Source organism: Bradyrhizobium sp. 138 (assembly GCF_023074075.1).
Taxonomy (GTDB): domain Bacteria; phylum Pseudomonadota; class Alphaproteobacteria; order Rhizobiales; family Xanthobacteraceae; genus Bradyrhizobium.
The window spans coordinates 229960-247720 of sequence record NZ_JADPKT010000033.1; the positions used below are offsets into that span (position 1 = coordinate 229960).

General features: G+C 63.1%; 14 protein-coding genes. 4 read left to right on the top strand and 10 right to left on the bottom strand.

What is annotated here, in order from left to right:
* Positions 1–29: 29 nt before the first annotated feature.
* Both IVA79_RS16400 and IVA79_RS16405 read left to right on the top strand, forming a co-directional pair.
* A complete protein-coding gene (locus IVA79_RS16400; protein WP_247554408.1) occupies positions 30–233 on the top strand; it encodes a DUF1289 domain-containing protein in 204 nt (67 codons plus the stop codon).
* Positions 234–261: 28 nt separating this feature from the next.
* Positions 262–816: a TIGR02281 family clan AA aspartic protease gene (locus tag IVA79_RS16405; protein ID WP_247554410.1), complete on the top strand. Its 555-nt coding sequence runs from the start codon at positions 262–264 to the stop codon at positions 814–816.
* Between the two features lie 5 nt (positions 817–821).
* On the opposite strand, the gene dusA is transcribed toward IVA79_RS16405, so the two are convergent.
* Positions 822–1814 carry a tRNA dihydrouridine(20/20a) synthase DusA gene (gene dusA / locus IVA79_RS16410; RefSeq protein WP_346658183.1) on the bottom strand — a complete coding sequence of 331 codons (993 nt, stop codon included), beginning with the start codon at positions 1812–1814 and terminating at the stop codon, positions 822–824.
* Between the two features lie 337 nt (positions 1815–2151).
* Between dusA and IVA79_RS16415 the strand changes: the two genes are divergently transcribed.
* Positions 2152–3591 (top strand): FAD-binding oxidoreductase, encoded by a 1440-nt coding sequence (locus IVA79_RS16415; protein ID WP_247554413.1) that lies wholly within the window; start codon positions 2152–2154, stop codon positions 3589–3591.
* Positions 3592–3762: 171 nt separating this feature from the next.
* On the opposite strand, the gene IVA79_RS16420 is transcribed toward IVA79_RS16415, so the two are convergent.
* The 9 genes from IVA79_RS16420 to IVA79_RS16460 all read right to left on the bottom strand — a co-directional run bounded on the left by IVA79_RS16420 (position 3763) and on the right by IVA79_RS16460 (position 15726).
* The gene (locus IVA79_RS16420) at positions 3763–5085 is read right to left on the bottom strand and encodes an FAD-binding oxidoreductase (protein WP_247554415.1); all 1323 of its coding nucleotides are present in this window, start codon (positions 5083–5085) and stop codon (positions 3763–3765) included.
* A gap of 166 nt (positions 5086–5251) precedes the next feature.
* Positions 5252–6715, bottom strand: coding sequence for an aldehyde dehydrogenase family protein (locus IVA79_RS16425; RefSeq protein WP_247554417.1), 1464 nt, complete (start codon positions 6713–6715; stop codon positions 5252–5254).
* A gap of 83 nt (positions 6716–6798) precedes the next feature.
* Positions 6799–7983 (bottom strand): alanine racemase, encoded by a 1185-nt coding sequence (locus tag IVA79_RS16430; protein ID WP_346658178.1) that lies wholly within the window; start codon positions 7981–7983, stop codon positions 6799–6801.
* Positions 7984–7995: 12 nt separating this feature from the next.
* Positions 7996–8868 carry a GNAT family N-acetyltransferase gene (locus tag IVA79_RS16435; RefSeq protein WP_247554419.1) on the bottom strand — a complete coding sequence of 291 codons (873 nt, stop codon included), beginning with the start codon at positions 8866–8868 and terminating at the stop codon, positions 7996–7998.
* A 186-nt stretch (positions 8869–9054) separates the two neighbouring features.
* Positions 9055–10365: an FAD-binding oxidoreductase gene (locus tag IVA79_RS16440; RefSeq protein WP_247554421.1), complete on the bottom strand. Its 1311-nt coding sequence runs from the start codon at positions 10363–10365 to the stop codon at positions 9055–9057.
* 67 nt (positions 10366–10432) lie between these two features.
* On the bottom strand, positions 10433–11311 hold the full coding sequence (locus IVA79_RS16445; RefSeq protein WP_247554423.1) for an ABC transporter permease: 879 nt from the start codon (positions 11309–11311) through the stop codon (positions 10433–10435).
* A gap of 38 nt (positions 11312–11349) precedes the next feature.
* On the bottom strand, positions 11350–12300 hold the full coding sequence (locus IVA79_RS16450) for an ABC transporter permease (protein ID WP_247554425.1): 951 nt from the start codon (positions 12298–12300) through the stop codon (positions 11350–11352).
* A 66-nt stretch (positions 12301–12366) separates the two neighbouring features.
* Positions 12367–14025: a peptide ABC transporter substrate-binding protein gene (locus tag IVA79_RS16455; RefSeq protein ID WP_247554427.1), complete on the bottom strand. Its 1659-nt coding sequence runs from the start codon at positions 14023–14025 to the stop codon at positions 12367–12369.
* 36 nt (positions 14026–14061) lie between these two features.
* Complete coding sequence (locus IVA79_RS16460; RefSeq protein WP_247554742.1) at positions 14062–15726, bottom strand: ABC transporter ATP-binding protein; 1665 nt, start codon at positions 15724–15726, stop codon at positions 14062–14064.
* Positions 15727–16373: 647 nt separating this feature from the next.
* On the opposite strand from IVA79_RS16460, the gene IVA79_RS16465 reads away from it, so the two are divergent.
* Positions 16374–17699 carry an FAD-binding oxidoreductase gene (locus IVA79_RS16465; protein ID WP_247554430.1) on the top strand — a complete coding sequence of 442 codons (1326 nt, stop codon included), beginning with the start codon at positions 16374–16376 and terminating at the stop codon, positions 17697–17699.
* Positions 17700–17761: the final 62 nt, after the last annotated feature.

Genomic DNA, 17761 nt, shown 5'->3' on the forward strand with positions numbered 1-17761 from the left:
CATGCCCGACCATCCTCCACTATGTCCGAATGAGCAAAGAAACGCCGTGCGTCGCCGTCTGCATGATCGATCCCAGGACCAAGCTATGCTTCGGCTGCGGCCGGACCTTGCCCGAGATCGCGCGCTGGCACGCCATGGAAGGTGCGGAGCGGCTCGCAGTCATGGCCCTGTTGCCGGCACGCATGACGGAAGCTGGACTTGTGCCGATCGCGGGATCCCCGAAACGCACCTGACCGGCCTGCGCGCCTGCGGAGGCGCGCGATGATCCGCTTCCTCCTCGTTCTCGTCATGCTCGCCGGCACGGCAGGCGCGGTCGTCGCCTATGGCGATCCCGAGCAGATCGCGCGCGCAAGCAATAAAGTCTCGCACATTTTTCGCGCACAGCCGGCGACGCCCGCCCCCGCGGTGCAGATCCCACGCGGCCAGGGCGGCGAATTTGCGCTGCGTGCGAAGATCAACGGTGTCGCAGCGCCAATGGTGATCGATACCGGTGCGACGTCGGTCGTGCTGACCTGGGAAACCGCCAAAGCCATCGGGCTGCCGCTCGAGATGCTCGAATACGACGTCGATCTCGAAACCGCCGGTGGTCATACCAAGGCGGCCCGCCTCACGCTCGACCGCCTCTCCGTCGGCCATCTCGTCGAAAAATCGGTGCCGGCCCTCGTCGTCCAGCGCGGGCAGATGAGGACCAATCTGCTCGGCATGAGCTTCCTTGACCGCCTGGAGAGCTGGGGCGTCCGCGCCGACAAGCTGATGCTCACGGGCTATCCTGAGCTCCAGAGCAGCCACCGCCGCTCACGCACGGCGGTTGATTAGCTGACTTACGCCGCTTCGGCCGGCGCGCGTGCACCGATGCGCGCGATCGCATCGCGCAGCACCTCGAGGTCGGCGCCCGGCTTCACGCCCTGCTCTGCGAGATGGCGACGGAAGGCCCGTGCGCCGGGCACGGCATGGAATGCCCCGACGAAATGCCGCGTGATCGCATGCAGCCGCGTGCCGCGCGCGAGCTGCTGCTCGATATAGGGCATCATCGCCTCGAGCGCGTCCTGCATGGACCCATGCGGGACCGCCTCGCCGAAGATGTCGGAATCGACGGAAAGCAGCCGCCATGGCTCCTGATAGGCGGCACGGCCGAGCATCACGCCGTCGACATGTTCGAGATGCGCCCTCGCCTCGTCGATTCCAGGAATGCCGCCATTGATGATGACGGGCACGCCGGGCATTGCGCGCTTGAGACGATAGACGCGCTCATAGTCGAGCGGCGGGATATCGCGGTTCTCCTTCGGAGACAAACCGTTGAGCCAAGCCTTGCGGGCATGCACGATCAGCGCATCACAGCCGGAGGCGACCACAGCGCGCGCAAGCGCATCGAGCGCAACTTCCGGATCCTGGTCGTCAATGCCGATGCGGCATTTCACCGTGACGGGAACGGCGACTGCGCGCTTCATGGCTTCGACGCACCTCGCCACCAGCTCCGGCTCCGCCATGAGGCAGGCGCCAAAGCGGCCGTCCTTGACGCGATCGGATGGGCAACCGACGTTGAGATTGATCTCGTCGTAGCCGAACGCCTCGCCGATCGCCGCGGCCTGCGCGAGCTCGTGCGGATCCGAGCCACCAAGCTGAAGCGCGACCGGATGCTCGATCGCGTCGAATCCAAGCAGCCGCTCCCGGTCGCCATGAATGACGGCGCCACTGGTCAGCATCTCGGTATAGAGCAGCGCCCGCCGCGTCAGGTGACGATGGAACACCCGGCAGTGCCGGTCGGTCCAATCCATCATGGGGGCAATACAAAATCGATGCGATAACATATTGATGTTATTTCGCTTTTCGTTCTCGGTAGGTAGTTGCTGTTTTTGGGCCGACAGAAGATTTCAATCTAACATTCGAGGCATTTTCCTTTCACTTCAAGTGCTTATTTGGAAGGCTTCCCCAGCGCTTTTAGAACACGGCCCCCCTACCGGCTGAGCTTCCGCAGTACCGTGCTGCTTTGGACCCTTCTACCGATCCCGTTCGCTTCGGCTGCAAGATAATGAGCCGCAACTGCCGAACATCGCGGCATTTCGGCATCGGTGTCTTCAGAACCGGCACCAAACGGCAAGCAATGCCGCGCAAATGCGCAAAGATGACCCGATGCCAATCGGGAGCTGAAGCATGTCCCAGTCAGTACACCTTCAGGCCTTTCGCGACCTTCTGGAGGGCGGGGACATCGTCGAAGACCCCGAGCGGATTGCCGCCTACACAACGGATCAACGCCAGCTCTTCACCGGGTCCACATTTGCAGTGCTAATGCCGGCAACCACGAAGCAGGTCGCCGACATCGTGCGGCTAGCGGCGCGCCACGGCTTCGGTATCGTTCCGCAAGGCGGCAACACCAGCTACTGCGGCGGCGCGACGCCGGACGCCTCCGGACGCCAGATCATCGTGAGCCTCGAGCGGATGGACAGGATTCGCGAAGTCGATCCCGTCTCCATGAGCATCTCTGTCGACGCCGGCGCCATCCTGAAGAACGTACAGGACGCCGCGGCGGCCACCGGACTTCTGTTGCCGCTCAGCCTAGGCGCTGAAGGCAGTTGCCGGATCGGCGGCAACATCGGCACGAACGCCGGCGGACTGTCCGTCGTCAGGTACGGAATGACCCGCGATCTGCTGCTCGGGATCGAGGTGGTGCTGTCGGACGGCACGGTGATATCCGACATGCGCAAGCTGCGGAAGAACAATACCGGCTACGACGTCAAACAGTGCTTCATCGGAGGCGAGGGAACTCTCGGCATCGTCACGGGCGCAGTGTTGCGTCTCGCGCCCTTGCCGACCCGCCGCGCGACCGCCTGGCTGAAGCTCGCGCGGGGCGCGCCGCTCGCCGAGCTTCTCGCCCTGATCCGTCGTGAATCCGCGGACCTGCTGACCGCATTCGAGTTCATGGCGGCCCGATCGATCGCGCTCGCGACCGAAGCAATGACCGACCCGCCCTCCCTCCGAGACGGACCAGGAGGCGCCGTCCTCGTCGAGTTCGCCTCTTCCTCACGCCATCTCGATCTCGACGAACTGATGGAAGCCGTTCTGGCCGAGGCGATCGAGTCCGGATGGATCGAGGACGCGCTCCTGGCGCAGAGCGGATCGCAGCGGACCGCGATGTGGCGGCTGCGCGAGGCCATCCCCGAAGGCGAGAAGCGTCGTAACGGATCGGTCAAGCACGACATTTCGGTGCCGCTTTCCTCCATTCAGCGCTTCCTGGATTTAGCCGACGCGCAGGTGCGGTCGCATGACGCCAACCTTGAGCTGTCAGTCTATGGACACGTCGGCGATGGCAATCTGCACTACAACGTGCTCGTTCCTGCTGGCGTCGACCGGCTGGAGTTCACCAAGCGGATCGAAAGTAGCCTGTCCCTGCAACTCTACGACACGGCCGCGGCGCTCGGCGGCACGTTCAGCGCGGAGCACGGCGTTGGTCGATTCAAGAAGCACCTTCTGGAGCGGTACGGCGATCTCGGACGCATCGCGGCGATGCGCCGGATCAAGACCGCGTTTGATCCGGCGGACATCATGAACGCCGGCGCGATCGTTCGCCCATTGGGAGACAAGTCTGCCTGTTGAACCATCGGCCGGCGAAGATGCTTCGTCCAGGCTCAAACGGTGGGTCTTCGGCTGAGGCACCTCGATCAGCCAAACCGTCTTGTCCATAAAGAAAGAGCCACTCCGAAGGAGTGGCTCAAGTTGGGGAGGAAACGCCAGGGTACGCGTCAGGCCTGAGTTCCGGCTCGATCTTCAGATAGCGGCAATGTCCAGCTTCGAGCCGTCGACCAGACGCGACAGCCGGAACGGTGTGGGATCGACGCAAGGCGTGTCGTTTACGACAAGCTCTGCGGCCAGATAGCCGAGCCCCGGGCCCAAACCGAAGCCGTGACCCGAGCAGCCCGCCGCGAGGACGAGGCCTTCCACCCCGTCCACCTGCGACACCACAGGCACTGCGTCCGGCGTGCAATCGACGAAGCCACCCCAGGCGCTATCGATCTCTATTTCGCCGAGTTGGGGGAAGGTTTTCCGAACACTCTCCACCACTTGGCTCACCAGCCATTTCAAGGGCGGAGGATCCAGCACGCGATTCTGTTCGAAGATCCGATCGTCGTTGGTCAGCAGCGCCGGCATCGAATCCGGCCCTGAAACGAACGATTGGCCGATGCCGAGCCTGACATTCTTCAGGCGACGCAAGAACTGCGGCATGAATTCCCGGCTATACCGGATAGCCTGGGGCGTGATTTCGAGGTTCGCCTTGCCGCTGATCGCAAGCGTATAGCTGCCGTCCAGTCGGCGCGTGATCGTGCAGTAGGGTGTGGAGACTGCCTCGCCTATGTTGATCGTCGGGGTGGAACGCAGCGCGGTCTGCCGGATGCTCGCTTGGGGGAAGCTGATCCCGAGCGGCCGAAGGAACCGCGAGGACCAGGCGCCGGCGGCGCACAGCACCGCGCTGGTCCTGATGTAGCCCTTCTCCGTGTGCACGCCCGCAATCTTGCCATTGGCCAAGTCGAGCGCCCGCGCGGCGCATCCCTGATGGATTGTGGCGCCCAGCACTCTGGCCGCATCGGCGATAGCCGGCGCGGCGAGCGCAGGTTCGGCCTTGCCGTCCCGTTCCGAATAGGTCCCGCCGACCCATTGGTCGCGCGCTTCGGGGACGCGCTCGGCCACCTCCGCCCGGCTCAGCACGCGGGTGTCGACGTCGTACTCCCTGGCGACCTCGCGCCACTTTTCCCAGCCGGCGAGCACAGCCTCGTCATGGGTCGCATAGACGAGACCGCAGCGTCGAAATCCGAGGTCCCGATTGATATCGCGCGTGAGCTCGTCCCAGAGCCGCATGGAAAGCACCGAGAGCGGCAGTTCGCGCCGGTCGCGGTTCTGCTGGCGGCACCAACCCCAGTTTCGGCTCGATTGTTCACAGGCGATGTGGCCCTTCTCGAGCAGCGCCACAGAGAGGCCGCGCTTCGCCAGGTAATAGGCGGCCGTACAGCCGAGGATGCCGCCGCCGACGATAACGACGTCGGCCTCGGTCGGGAGACGCTCATCGCTGTGAATGCGCTCAACGTGGGGCGACATGGTCCAACGAACCTCGGCTGCCAAGAATGCGGAAGCAAAGTTCCGATCAGCCCTTCATCGCATGGTGCGCTCGATAGAACGTGCTGAAATCATCCGGGACTTCGCAAGATGTTCGGGTTTTTGGCCCCTTGATTGATCGAAGCTGCTCTCGGTAGATCGCTGGCCTTCATCGGTAAAATCCGAGGACGGCCTTGGTCTCAAGATACTCCTCCATGCCCTCAAGGCCGTATTCCCGGCCGTTGCCGGAGCGCTTGTAGCCGCCAAAAGGTGCGTTGGGGTCCCAGTCGGGGTGGTTGAGATGCACTTGACCCGATTGGATCTGATGGGCGACCGCCCGTACCGTCTCCATGTCAGTGCCTTGTACGTGGGCGCCGAGACCGTAGACCGTGTCGTTGGCGATCTCGATCGCCTCCTCCACGGTGTCGTAGGGAACGATCGACAGCACCGGGCCGAAAATCTCCTCCTGCGCGATCCTCATGTCGCGGCGGACCTTCGAGAAGATCGTCGGCCGCGCATAGAGGCCAATCTGAAGATCGTCAGGCCGCCCCGCCCCGCCGACGACGAGCTTCGCGCCTTCCTTCAGACCGACACTGATCATGGTCTGCACGCGCTCGAACTGCGCCCGGTTGGCGATCGGGCCATGGGTCGTGCTTTCCGCAAGGGGATCGCCGACCACCAATTCAGAAGCGGCGGCCGCCGCCAGCATCTCGACCTCCTCCAACTGTGAGCGGGACACAAGCATGCGCGTCGGTGCGCTGCAGGATTGGCCGAGATTGCGGAAGGCCGCGCTGACGCCGAGCGGAACAGCACGGCTCAGATCGGCGTCCGGCAAAATGATGTTCGGCGACTTGCCGCCGAGCTCCTGGGCGACGCGCTTGACGGTGGGCGCCGCGGCCTGCGCCACGAGAACGCCGGCCCGGGTCGAGCCGGTGATCGAGATCATGTCGACCCGCGGATGCGATGCGAGAGCGGCGCCCACGATCGGACCTGTCCCATTGACGAGGTTGAAGACGCCGGGCGGACAACCGGCATCGTCCACTACCTCAGCGAATAGCAAGGCGCTTAGCGGCGATAATTCGCTCGGCTTCAACACCACCGTGCAACCCGCCGCGAGCGCCGGACCAACCTTCGCAGTGATCTGGTAGAGAGGCCAGTTCCAGGGGGTGATGAGACCGCAGACCCCGATCGCCTGGCGCATGATCGCGGTGCTGCCGCGTGGGGTGACGAACGGATAGTTCGCGAGATTGTCGCGTGCGACACGGATATGTTCGGCGGCCAGCGGCACCTGGGCTCGGCGCGCATAGGTGATGGCAGCTCCCATCTCGCACGTAAGCGCCTGCGCGAACAGCTCCAGCCGCTCCAGAAGCAAAGCATGAATCCGGTCGAGCAGCGCCGCTCTATCAGCAGGCGGCGTCATGGACCAGCCGGCGAAGGCTCGTCTGGCGGCTGCGATGGCGCAGTCCACATCATCGTCATCGCCGAGCACGACGTCGGCGATCGGCTGCTCCGTCGCCGGATTGACGACGGTTGCTGCTGCCGCGACTGATCCGATCGGCTTCCGCCATTCTCCGTCGATGTAGAATTTTCCGAGGAAGCCGGCTTCCGTCAGGTGTCGAAGGGGCGAGGTCATTGGAAGCGATCCTTGATCCGGTAAGAGGCGCCGATCAGCGGCAGGAACCAGGGGCCGAGGTGGCCGGGAATGGCCGGCCAGCCCTACCAGCCGCGCATCCGGCGCCATCGGGCGTGAACCGTGTCGCTGCCGGCGGAGACGACGTTGTAGACCTCGTGTTGCGACGCTGTCGCACAGGCGTGATTGGGGAGGATCCTGACCTTCGCGCCGATCGAAAGATCCGGCAAAGCCTTAGCCGATCGGGGCCTGATGGCGAGGATGCCGTGCTCCTGACTCGCCTGCACAACGATGAGGTCGGGATAGATCTTGCCGGAGAGATCGCAGACGAGGCCGTAACCCTGATCGACCCGCTGCGCTGCGGTGCCGCGATCGCGTGACAGCGCCATCCAGCCTGCGTCGACCAAGATCCAGCCCTTCTCCGGCTTCGTGCCGATCACGGAGGCGAGCACCGAGATCGCGATGTCATCGGTCGTGCAGACACCGACACCGTGCATCACCAGGTCGAAGAACATGTAGACGCCGGTCCGCACTTCCGTGACGCCGGTCAGGTCTTTCGCGAAATGGGCGGTCGGGGTCGAGCCGACGCTCACGACAGGGCATTCATGCCCCCCGGCCCGCAGCGCCTGCGCAGCGGCGACAGCCACGGCCCTTTCGTTTTCAGCCGCGCCCTCAAGAGCCTCGCGCGTGCAGAGGCTGTAGGACTCGCCGGCATGGGTGAGAATGCCGGCGAGCTTGACGCCGGCTTCGGCCAGGGTAGCCGCGACGATGCCGAGCTTGGGATCGGTGGCGGTCAGCCCGCCGCGGTGACCGTCGCAGTCGATCTCGATGAAGGCGGACGGGGTCACGCCGGCGGCACGACCGGCCGCGCCCAGCATCGTCGCCTGTTCAGAGGAATCGAGCAGCACCTTGAGATCGATGCCCGCTTTTCGCAGGCGCATTGCTCTCTCTGCGGTGTGCGGCGCCAGTCCCACGGCATAGGTCATGTCCCGGAAACCGCGCTGGGCGAAGTACTCTGCCTCCGCCAAGGTGGAGACGGTGATTGGCCCAGGACCCGACCGATGAACGCGTCGGGCGACGTCGATGGATTTCGCCGTTTTCATATGCGGACGCAGTACGACGCCGCGCGCTTCCATACGCGATGACAGACGGGCGAGATTGCGGTCGAGCCGGTCCTTGTCGAGCAGGAGAGCCGGTGTTGCCAGCGCACCCACCGTTTCGGCCGCCTCGCTGCTTTCGATAGCCAGTTCGCGCAAATCCGAGCTTCCCACGTCGATGTCTCCTTAGCCAAACGACTGGTTAGCGAGCGCGAACAGGCGCGCCGGTCCGGTCGAAGGCGCCGGTGTCCCCAGGATCATGGTGGTGGCATCGCTGACCTGCTGCAGGCCGATGCCTTCGAGCCACTCTTCGAGCTGCGATGTGGCAGAGGTGTCGATGCGGACGAAAGCACGCCCGAGGGGCGCGAGCGCGGCCTCGATCAATGCGCGCGCATCGGCCGGGCTTTCGGCGACGACAGGGCCGATGACATGGCCGCGGCCGAAGAGGCGACAGATGGCGTAGCCGCGCGGCGTGCCGTCACGTTGCAGGACATAGCCGTCACCGCTCTGGAGGAGCCGATCCAGCATCCGCCGCCTCTCCGAACCCGTAGCTTCCTGATCGAGCCGCGTGATGGCCTCAAAATCCGATACAGCCATCGGCCGGACGAGATCGGACGGCGGAATCTCAAGACGCCCTCTTGGGATGCCGTGATGCTGGTGGATGGTCCCTACAGGCACGAAGCCACGGCGTCGGTAGAGCATGATGCCTTCCGCCGTCGAATTCAGCATGACTGTCCGTGGACGCGCGGACGCCAGGAGCGCATCCATCAACCGCGCCCCATAGCCGCGGCCCTGAGCGGCTTTCGCCACGATGATCATCCCGGCGGACGCATGGGCCTCGCCGTACGGCCACCAAGCCGCGGTCCCGATCACCACACCGGCACGCTGCAACACAAAGCCATGGCCCAACTGCAGCGCGACATCCCAATCCTCAAGCCGATAGGGCCAGGACATCTCCTGAGAGAGCTCTAGGGCACCTTCCAGATGCGCTCTGGCGAAGGGAACCAGGACCACGTTCTCTTCGACATGATCTCCGGGCTGGTACGCTGCTCTTGTCATGATGGGTCGATGTATCTTGCTCGGAGTTGCCCGACTAATCGCCAGTGGCCGACAGGTACGACGGCTATCTGATGATCCTCTGATCGTCTGCAGCGTATCTTGGGCCCGACAGCATTACGCAATTGGACTGGAGCAAAGTTCGGCACAGTATTTCGTTGGTGATGCAACAGAAGGGCTGATCTGCTGTCAGCGGCTGGCGCGCCACATCGCGATCCGGTCACGCATCCGATAGCCCTGAATGAACGCAGGCATGAACCAAGGATTGCCGCGATAGAACGGGATGAAAGCCGGAGGCCGGAAGTCAAATGCACTGCGCGCCCGCTCCTCATGTCCCATCAGCTTGTGGGCCGCATGCATGCCGATCCATGGCGCCCAGACCACGCCCGAGCCGCAGAAGCCGGTGGCATAGACGATGCCGTCCTTCTCGAAGATGCGGGGTAGCATGTCGCGGTTCATCGCCACATTGCCGAACCAGCTGTGTGAGAGGCGAACGGTCTCGAGCTCAGGAAACAGATTGACCAGCCCCTTGCGCAGAAGCAGCTTCGGAGCCAGGGGATCGCCGACACGCGAGCTGTCACGTCCACCGAGCAGAATGCGTTTGCCGTCGGGCGATGGACGATAGTAGAAGCCGACCTCTCGGTTCTCGGTGATCGTCATGCGTTTCGGCATCAGCCGCGCCATGACTTCGGGCGCGAGCTCCTCGGTCGCAATGATCCGGCTGCGAACCGGGACCAGCCTGCGGCGCAGGAAGGGGACGACGCCATCGGTATAGCCATTGGTACAAACCAGCACCTGACGCGCCTCTACCGCGCCGGCTGCAGTCACGACGCGGAATCCGGAGCCATTCCTCTCGATGGAGGTGACTGGTGTTCGGCCGTGGACGGCCAACCCCGAAGCGAGTGCGACACGCAGGAGTTCTGCGTGGAATTTCGCCGGGTGCAGCCCGCCGATGTCCATCCGAACCGTGCCGCCGCGGTAGACATCGGTACCGATGTACTTGCGCTGCTCGGCATAGGGAACTGGATAAGCCTCGATTCCCAGTTTCTTCGCGAGCCTCTCCGCGCTGCGCGCCATGGCTTCGTATTGCTCGTATCCAAACGCGCCTTTGAACTGTCCGACCAGCTGGAAATCGCAGGCGAGCCCCTCCGTCTTGATGAAATCGTAGAGGAATTCGCGCGCGGCGTTGCCCTCCGCCTCGATCGCCAGCGCCTTCCCTTCGCCAAAACGCCGCGCCAGCGTATCGTAGTCCGGCCGAATGCTTCCGCTGGTGATTCCCCCGTTGCGTGTCGAAGCTCCCTCGCCCGGATTCATTGCGTCAAAGGCAGCAACCGAGCGTCCCTCGCGCGCCAGCACCAACCCGGCCGCGAGTCCCGCATAGCCTGCGCCCACGATCAGCACGTCCAGCTTCTTGGGCAATGGCTGCTCCGGCAGCGGCTTCAGCGGGGCAGCTTCCCACCAATACGGTGTCGCTTTCTCCGCAACTGTCGGCGCGTGCATGGCGTATGGCTCCTAGACGTTCAGACGGCCACAGGCTTGCACCTCGGCTCGCATCGAACTCAGACCGTCAAAAGTGGTCGTTTCGAACGTCGAGGGCATCTCGGAGCCCATCGCCGATGAAGTTGAAGCTCGTCACCGCGATCGTGATCGCAGCACCGGGAATGATGGCGAGCCATGGAGCGCTGGCCAGATATTGCTGCGCGCCGTTGAGCATGTTGCCCCAGCTCGGCAGCGGCGGCTGAATTCCGTAGCCGAGGAAGCTGATATAGGCTTCCAGCAAAATTGCGCGGGCGACCGCCAGGCTTGCGGCGACGATGATGGGACCCATGGCATTGGGCAGGACTTCGCGGAACATGATATGTCTCCGGCTCAGTCCCACCATACGTGCGGCTTGGACAAACTCACGCTCACGCAGCGAGCGGACCTCTGCCTCAACTATCCTGGCAGTCTCCATCCAGCTCGTGACCGCAATGATGACGGTGATCATCACCGGGCTCGGCCGCAACGTCGCGGCCAGCGCGAGCACGAGGAAGATCGAGGGATAGGAAAGGAACCCGTCCACAACGCGCATCAGCGCCGCGCCGATCCAGCCGCCGCGATAGCCGGCCGTTACGCCGACCAGCGTGCCGATCAGCGTTGACAGCAGCATCGCAGAGAATCCCACCAGGAGCGAGACGCGCCCGGCCATCAGCAGCCGCGCAGCCAGATCACGCCCGAGGGGATCGGTGCCGAAGTAGTGATGACCGCTCAGAGGTGGGGCAAAACGAGCGCGCAGATCGATGTGGAGCGAGTCGTAAGGCAACGCATATGGACCGATTGTGCATGCCAAAACAAGCAGGGTGATCATCGCGATCCCCACGAGAGCCAGATGATGGCGCATGAAGCGGTACACCGCACGGCTGTGCCACCAGCGAGTTGGAGGTAGGTGCGCGGCAATTGCGGTCATATCTGCTGCCTCCTGTTATCAGGCGTGAGCCTGCGGGCTCAGCCCAGGCGAATGCGCGGGTCGACGATAGCGATGACGATGTCTGCGATCAGGTTGCCCAACACGACCAGAATGGCCGAGAAGATCAACAGCCCCATAACGACCGGATAGTCGCTGTAACCAAGGCTGTCGAGAAACAGCCGCCCCATTCCCGGCCAGGTGAACACCGTTTCCGTGACCAGCGCGCCGGTCAGAATGCTGGGCAGCTGCATCCCGGCCAGCGTGATCATCGGTAACAGCGCATTGCCGACCACATGTTTCAGCAAGATGCGGCGTTCGCTCACGCCCTTGGCTCGGGCCGTCTTGACGAAATCCTGGCTTAACGCATCGAGTGTCGCCGTGCGCATGTAGCGGCTCCAGATCGCGACATGAACCAGCGACAGCACGAGGCTCGGCAGGATCAGGTGATGCAGGTAATCCATGACCGAGCCGTCGCCGATCGTGTACATGTTGCCTGCGGGCACCCAACCGAGCTTCAGCGTGAAGATGTAGATGCCGATGAGGCCGAACCAGAACGTCGGGACCGACAATGCGACCATGGCACAGATCGTCGCGCAGTAGTCGAACAGGGAATAGCGATGGGTGGCACCGCGGATTCCGATCCAGGTGCCGACCGCGATCGCCAAGGCGGTCGACGTGCCCATCAGCAGTAGCGTCGCCAGGAGATGCCGGCCAATCACCGCGAGCACCGACGAACCGTCGCGGAAGGAGTGGCCCCAATCGCCCTGAATCAGCCGCCAGGCCCAGTCGAGATACTGGAGCCACAGCGGCCGGTTCAGCCCTAGCTGCTCTGCGAGTCGCGCAATGTCCTTCTGGGTCATGCCCGGATCGAGCCCGAATTGCGCAAGAGGACCGCCCGGCATGAAGTTGAGAACCGTGAAGCCGATGATCGAGACGATCACCAGCAGCACGATGCTCTGCGAGAAACGGTTGAGCAGGAACGCGGACATTCGAGTCCTCCATTAGCGTAAACAATGCCGTACGCTGTGGTCCGCACCGGCCCGGACCGCAGGACTTCAGCTCGCCCAATACCAGGCCAGCGCGTTCCATGATTCCGTGCGCGTATTGCCGTTCGGCACGAAACCGTTGATCCCTTTCTTGAGACCTTCGACGGCATTGCTCTGGTACAGCGGCAGGAAAGGCAAATCGCGACGGACAAGTTCCTGGACGCGATGGTAGATCGCGCGCCTCGCTTCGGGATCGAAGGTACGCGCCCCCTTGTCGAGCAAGGCGTCAACCTCCGGGTTTGCATACTGCGCATTGTTCGAGCCGCGCCCGCCCTGCGCTGCGATCGAACGCGAGTGCAGGCGGTTGGTGACATCCGGGTCGGCGCCGATCAGATACGTGCTGCCGACGATGACGGAATCGAATTTTGACTGCTGCCAGAACTCGCCCCACATCACCGCGGCAGGCAGGTTCGATATCTTCATCTCGACGCCCAGTTGCGCAAACGTCTGCTGCAGGAACTGCTGCACCTGTTCGCGAAGGGGATCGCCTGACGTAGTCGAATTGGTAAAGGACAAACGAACGCCGTTCTTGGCACGAATGCCGCCCGCCCCCGGTGCCCAGCCGGCCTGATCGAGGATCTTGCGTGCGCGGTTCACGTCGAACTGGTGCAGTGGCAGATTGGGGTTGAAGTACAAAGACTGTCTCGGCATGAAAGTCTCTGTCGGGGTCGGCACCCCGTAATAGAGCCCCTGAATGATCGCCTCCTTGTCGATCGCCGCATAGAGCGCCTCGCGAACGGCAAGCTCCTTGAACTGCGGGCGCTCAAGGTTCAGATAGAAGGATTCGAACGAGGTCCTTGGGAGGAGCGTCACCACGCGATTCGGCAGCGCCTTGGCTTCCGCGTAGTGGTCAGGTGTGATGTAGGGCTGCCCAACCAGATCCACATCGCCGCTCTTGAACTGAGTGTAGAGGACGGTGAGGTCGGGAATGTATTTGAAGACCAGCCTCTCGATGTGAGGGCCTTCACCAAAGTACTCGAGATTGGCCACGAGCTCGAGATGATCGCCGGCGACTCGCTTGTCCCACTTGAATGGACCGGTACCGACCGGCGCCTGGTTGAAGGCGGCGTTGTTCGGATTGGCTTCCTTCTCGAGTATGTGCTTGGGAACGATGAAGGTCTCGGTCAGGAACGACAAATACGGTGCGAAGGCCTCTTCCATTCGCCAGGAGATTTCCGTCGGTGAGACCACCGTGATGTCGCGCACGAGAGCATGGCCGGCCGTGCGCCAGCTGCGGAAGTTGGGATTCATGATCAGCTCGAGAGTGAACTTCACGTCCTCGGCGCTGAAAGGCTTGCCGTCGTGCCAGCGGACATCGTCTCGCAGGCGAATACGCCATTTGAGACCGTCCTCCGAAATGCCGCCGTTCTTCTGGTTCGGCACTTCCACGGCCAGATTGGGCTGAATGACGCCTTGAGGATCGATGCGGAAGAGTGCATCGAAGACCGAGAAATGCACGCCATCATCGACTTCAATGTGCACCATCAACGGATTGAAGACGGTCGGCTCTTGTCCGAGTCCAACGATCACGCGACCGCTTGGTTTTGAAGGCGTGCGAGCGAAGGCAGGCTTTCCCAGCAGATTGGGCGCGATCAGACCGGCAGCTCCGCCGACCGCGACCATTCGCAACGCATCGCGCCGCGAGTAGCTCGTTAGAATCTTGCTCATGACCTCTCTCCTCGCTTTTGATGTCCGCCGTGGCCTTTATGGATTTGCTGCGTGTTGGGGTGCATTCGCCGGCTGCTCCCCCGGGATCGCCGCCACCAGTTCTCGCGTGTAGGTGGATTTCGGGTCGAGGAAGATCTGCGAAGGCGGTCCATGCTCCACGATGTGTCCGCGATGCATGACGGCGATTTCGTCGCAAATCTGGCTTGCAACCCGCAGATCATGCGTGATGAAGATCATCGAGACGCCCGTCTCGCGCTGAATCTGGTCCAGCAGCTTCAGGATCTGAGCCTGGATCGACACGTCGAGGGCCGAGACAGCTTCGTCGGCAATCAGCAATTTTGGTTTGAACATCAGCGCCCGGGCGATGCCGATGCGCTGACGCTGTCCTCCGGAGAACTCGTGCGGATAGCGGTCGAAAGCTCCTGAATCCAGGCCGACATGGGACAGAAGCTCTCGCGCCCGCTCGGCAGCCTCGCCGCAGGACATCCCATGCGCGACCGGACCTACTGTGAGAATTTGGCCCACCGTCGATCGCGGATTGAGCGAGGCAAAAGGATCCTGGAAGATCATTTGGATCTTTGGCCGCAAGGGCCGAAATTCGGCTTCCGAAAGCGCGGCGATGTCGCGGCCTTCGAACAGGATCGAGCCGCTGTCGCAGTCCAGCAGCTTGATCAGCAGCCGACCAAGCGATGATTTGCCCGAGCCGCTTTCCCCGACAACGCCCAGCGTGCGCCCAGACGCAAGATCGAACGTGACGCCGTTGACTGCCGCAACGATGCGCTGCCTGCCAAAAAGCGAGCTGCCGCTGCGATAGGTCTTTGCGAGACATTCCACCTTGAGGATGGACGTTCTGTCCGCGGGTCGCAAAGCAATGCGGTCCTTGCCGGTGAGATGTGGCACGGCCGCGATCAGGCGGCGCGTATAGAGGTGGCTCGGCGACTTCAGCACCTGCTCGGCGCTGCCCTGCTCCACGCAATGGCCCTTTTCCATCACCACGACGTAATCGGCAATCTCCGCCACGACGCCGAAGTCATGGGTGATGAACATGACGCTCATTCCCTTGCGGCGCTGAATGTCGCGGATCAATTGAAGGATTTGCGCCTGGGTCGTCACGTCAAGTGCCGTGGTCGGCTCGTCCGCAATCAGGATCGCAGGCTCGAGGGCCAGCGCCATGGCGATCATCACCCGCTGCCGTTGTCCGCCGGAAAGGCGGAAAGGATACTGGTGATACATGAGCTGCGGTTCGGGCAGCCCCACCTCAATCAACAGGTCGATGGCCCGGCTGCGCCGGGATTTCGGCGTGCCAACATCGTGCGCCGCCATCACCTCCTCGATCTGCGCGCCCACGGTCATCAGCGGGTTGAGCGCCGAGAGAGGATCCTGAAAGATCATTGAAACGACGCGGCCGCGCAGGCTGCGGAGCTTGTCGAGCGACAGGCCTACGATGTTCGTCCCGTTCAGCTGGATCGCACCCGAGGAGACCCGGATTGCCTTCGGCAGAAGCCCCATGATCGCGTTGGCGGTGACCGATTTGCCAGATCCGGATTCGCCGATGATGCACAGGATCTGACCGCGCTTCAGATCGAAGGAGATGTCCTCGACGGCGTAGGCGCGCTCCATTCCCTCAGGGAGACTGACGCTCAGGTCGCGCACCGAGAGCGCAACATCGGCGGGGGCTGCAGCCTGCACGTCAGAGGCCATAGGAAAGTCCCCTTTCAAGCTGGTGAGGTCATGCGGCTGCGGGCCGAGCCCTCGGCTCTTTGCGTTGCCACGCTCCTTCGACAGATCGACAATTTGCCGCTCAACTTGCCATTCCTTCATTGGAGGCTGCGACATGATTCAGGCCTCCTCGCGCAACAAGCAAGAGCTGTGGCTCAGCGCGCGCTGCCGACCGAATCGGCCAACTCGATCGAAGCGAAGCACAGATGACATCCACGTCATGGCTTGATTGCTTCCGCCAAGGTCTGCTCCTGGACTCATGCAGATTGCCTCTATGGACTTCGCCCCACCGATCGAGTGGTTCTCCCGATATTGACGATTTCGCTCTCCCCGGAATCGCCGAAAGGGGGCATCCGGGCAGCAGGAACTTGCGAAAACGAAGTCCGATTTGGCATTTCGCTCTGCGCCGCCAAGCCTGCAGGAGCGCCTGCCCAGAAGGCAAGCCGATCGATTGCCGGAGCGCGTGCATCGGTCTCGCCGCCTGCTAGGCGCAGCATGCCAAATATTTTCGCAATAATAGCCTGTGTCAAAGGCAGCGAACCGCAGGAAATTCGGTCTGATCACGAAAGTCCGCGAGGCCTGCCGCTTTTTCTCTATTACGTTACGGCAGCCACCGGAGACCCTGTCTGATGAGCGCGCCGCTCCTGCATATCGAATCCAGTCCGTTCCTGCCTGGCGAGGCCGATGTCGTGGTCATTGGCGGCGGCGTGGTGGGCGTGTTCACGAGCTATTATCTCGCCCGCCGCGGCGTGAAGGTCGCCTTGCTTGAAAAGGGTCGCGTCGGCGCCGAGCAGTCCAGCCGCAACTGGGGATGGTGCCGCCAACAGAACCGCGACGCGCGCGAGCTGCCGATCGCGACCAAGAGCCTCGACCTCTGGGAGAGATTTGCCGAGGAAACCGGTGAGGACACGGGCTTCCGCCGTTGCGGCCTTCTGTATCTGTCGAACGACGAAGCTGAACTGGCGGGCTGGGCGAAGTGGCGCGATTTCGCCAGGACCGTCGGCGTCACCACGCATATGCTCAGCGCGGAAGAGGCGAGTGAGCGGGGCAAGGCGACCGGCCGCAAGTGGAAAGGTGGCGTCTTCTCGCCAACCGATGGGACGGCAGATCCGTCGAAGGCTGTGCCCGTTGCCGCGCGCGCGATCATGGCGGCCGGTGGCACGGTGCACCAGCATTGCGCGGCGCGCGGCCTAGAACTCAGTGCCGGCCGCGTCAGCGGAGTGGTGACCGAAGCGGGCACGATCCGGACGAAGACGGTGGTGATGGCAGGAGGCGCGTGGGCCTCTTCGTTCTGCAACCAGCTTGGAATTCGTTTCCCGCAAGCGTCCGTGCGTCAGTCCATTCTCGCCGTCGCTCCCGGCGCGGCCGGTCTGCCTGACGCACTGCATACTGCGCCCGTGTCGCTCACGCGACGTGGCAACGGCGGATACACGCTGGCAATCAGCGGGCGCGCGCGCGTCGATCCGACGCCGCAGCAGTTCAGGTTCGGCCGCCAATTCCTACCCATGTTCGTCCGGCGGTGGCGAAGCCTTGCCCCTGGCGCCTTCGAGGGCTTGCGGCAGGGTCATGAATCTCTCGCGAAGTGGGCGCTTGATGAGGTGACCCCGATGGAGCTGAACCGGACACTTAATCCCCGTCCCGACATGAGGCAGATTCGGCTGACACATCGACGAGCCTGCGAATTGCTGCCGGAGCTTCGGCGCGTCGCAATCTCCAACGTCTGGGCCGGCTATATCGACAGTACGCCGGACGGCGTCCCGGCCATCGGTGAAGTTGAGGCGATTCCAGGTTTCATCCTCGCGGCGGGGTTCAGCGGCCACGGCTTCGGGATCGGCCCCGGCGCTGGGCATATGATTGCCGACATCATCACTGGTCGTGCGCCGATCGTTGACCCGCGCGCCTATAGGCCGGAGCGGCTGAAAACAGGAGCCTGGGGCAAGGTGGCCGAGTTCTGATAGGGCAAATTCACCGGATGGTGGGAAAAGATGCGAGTTGATGCTAAGACAGCGTCCATGAC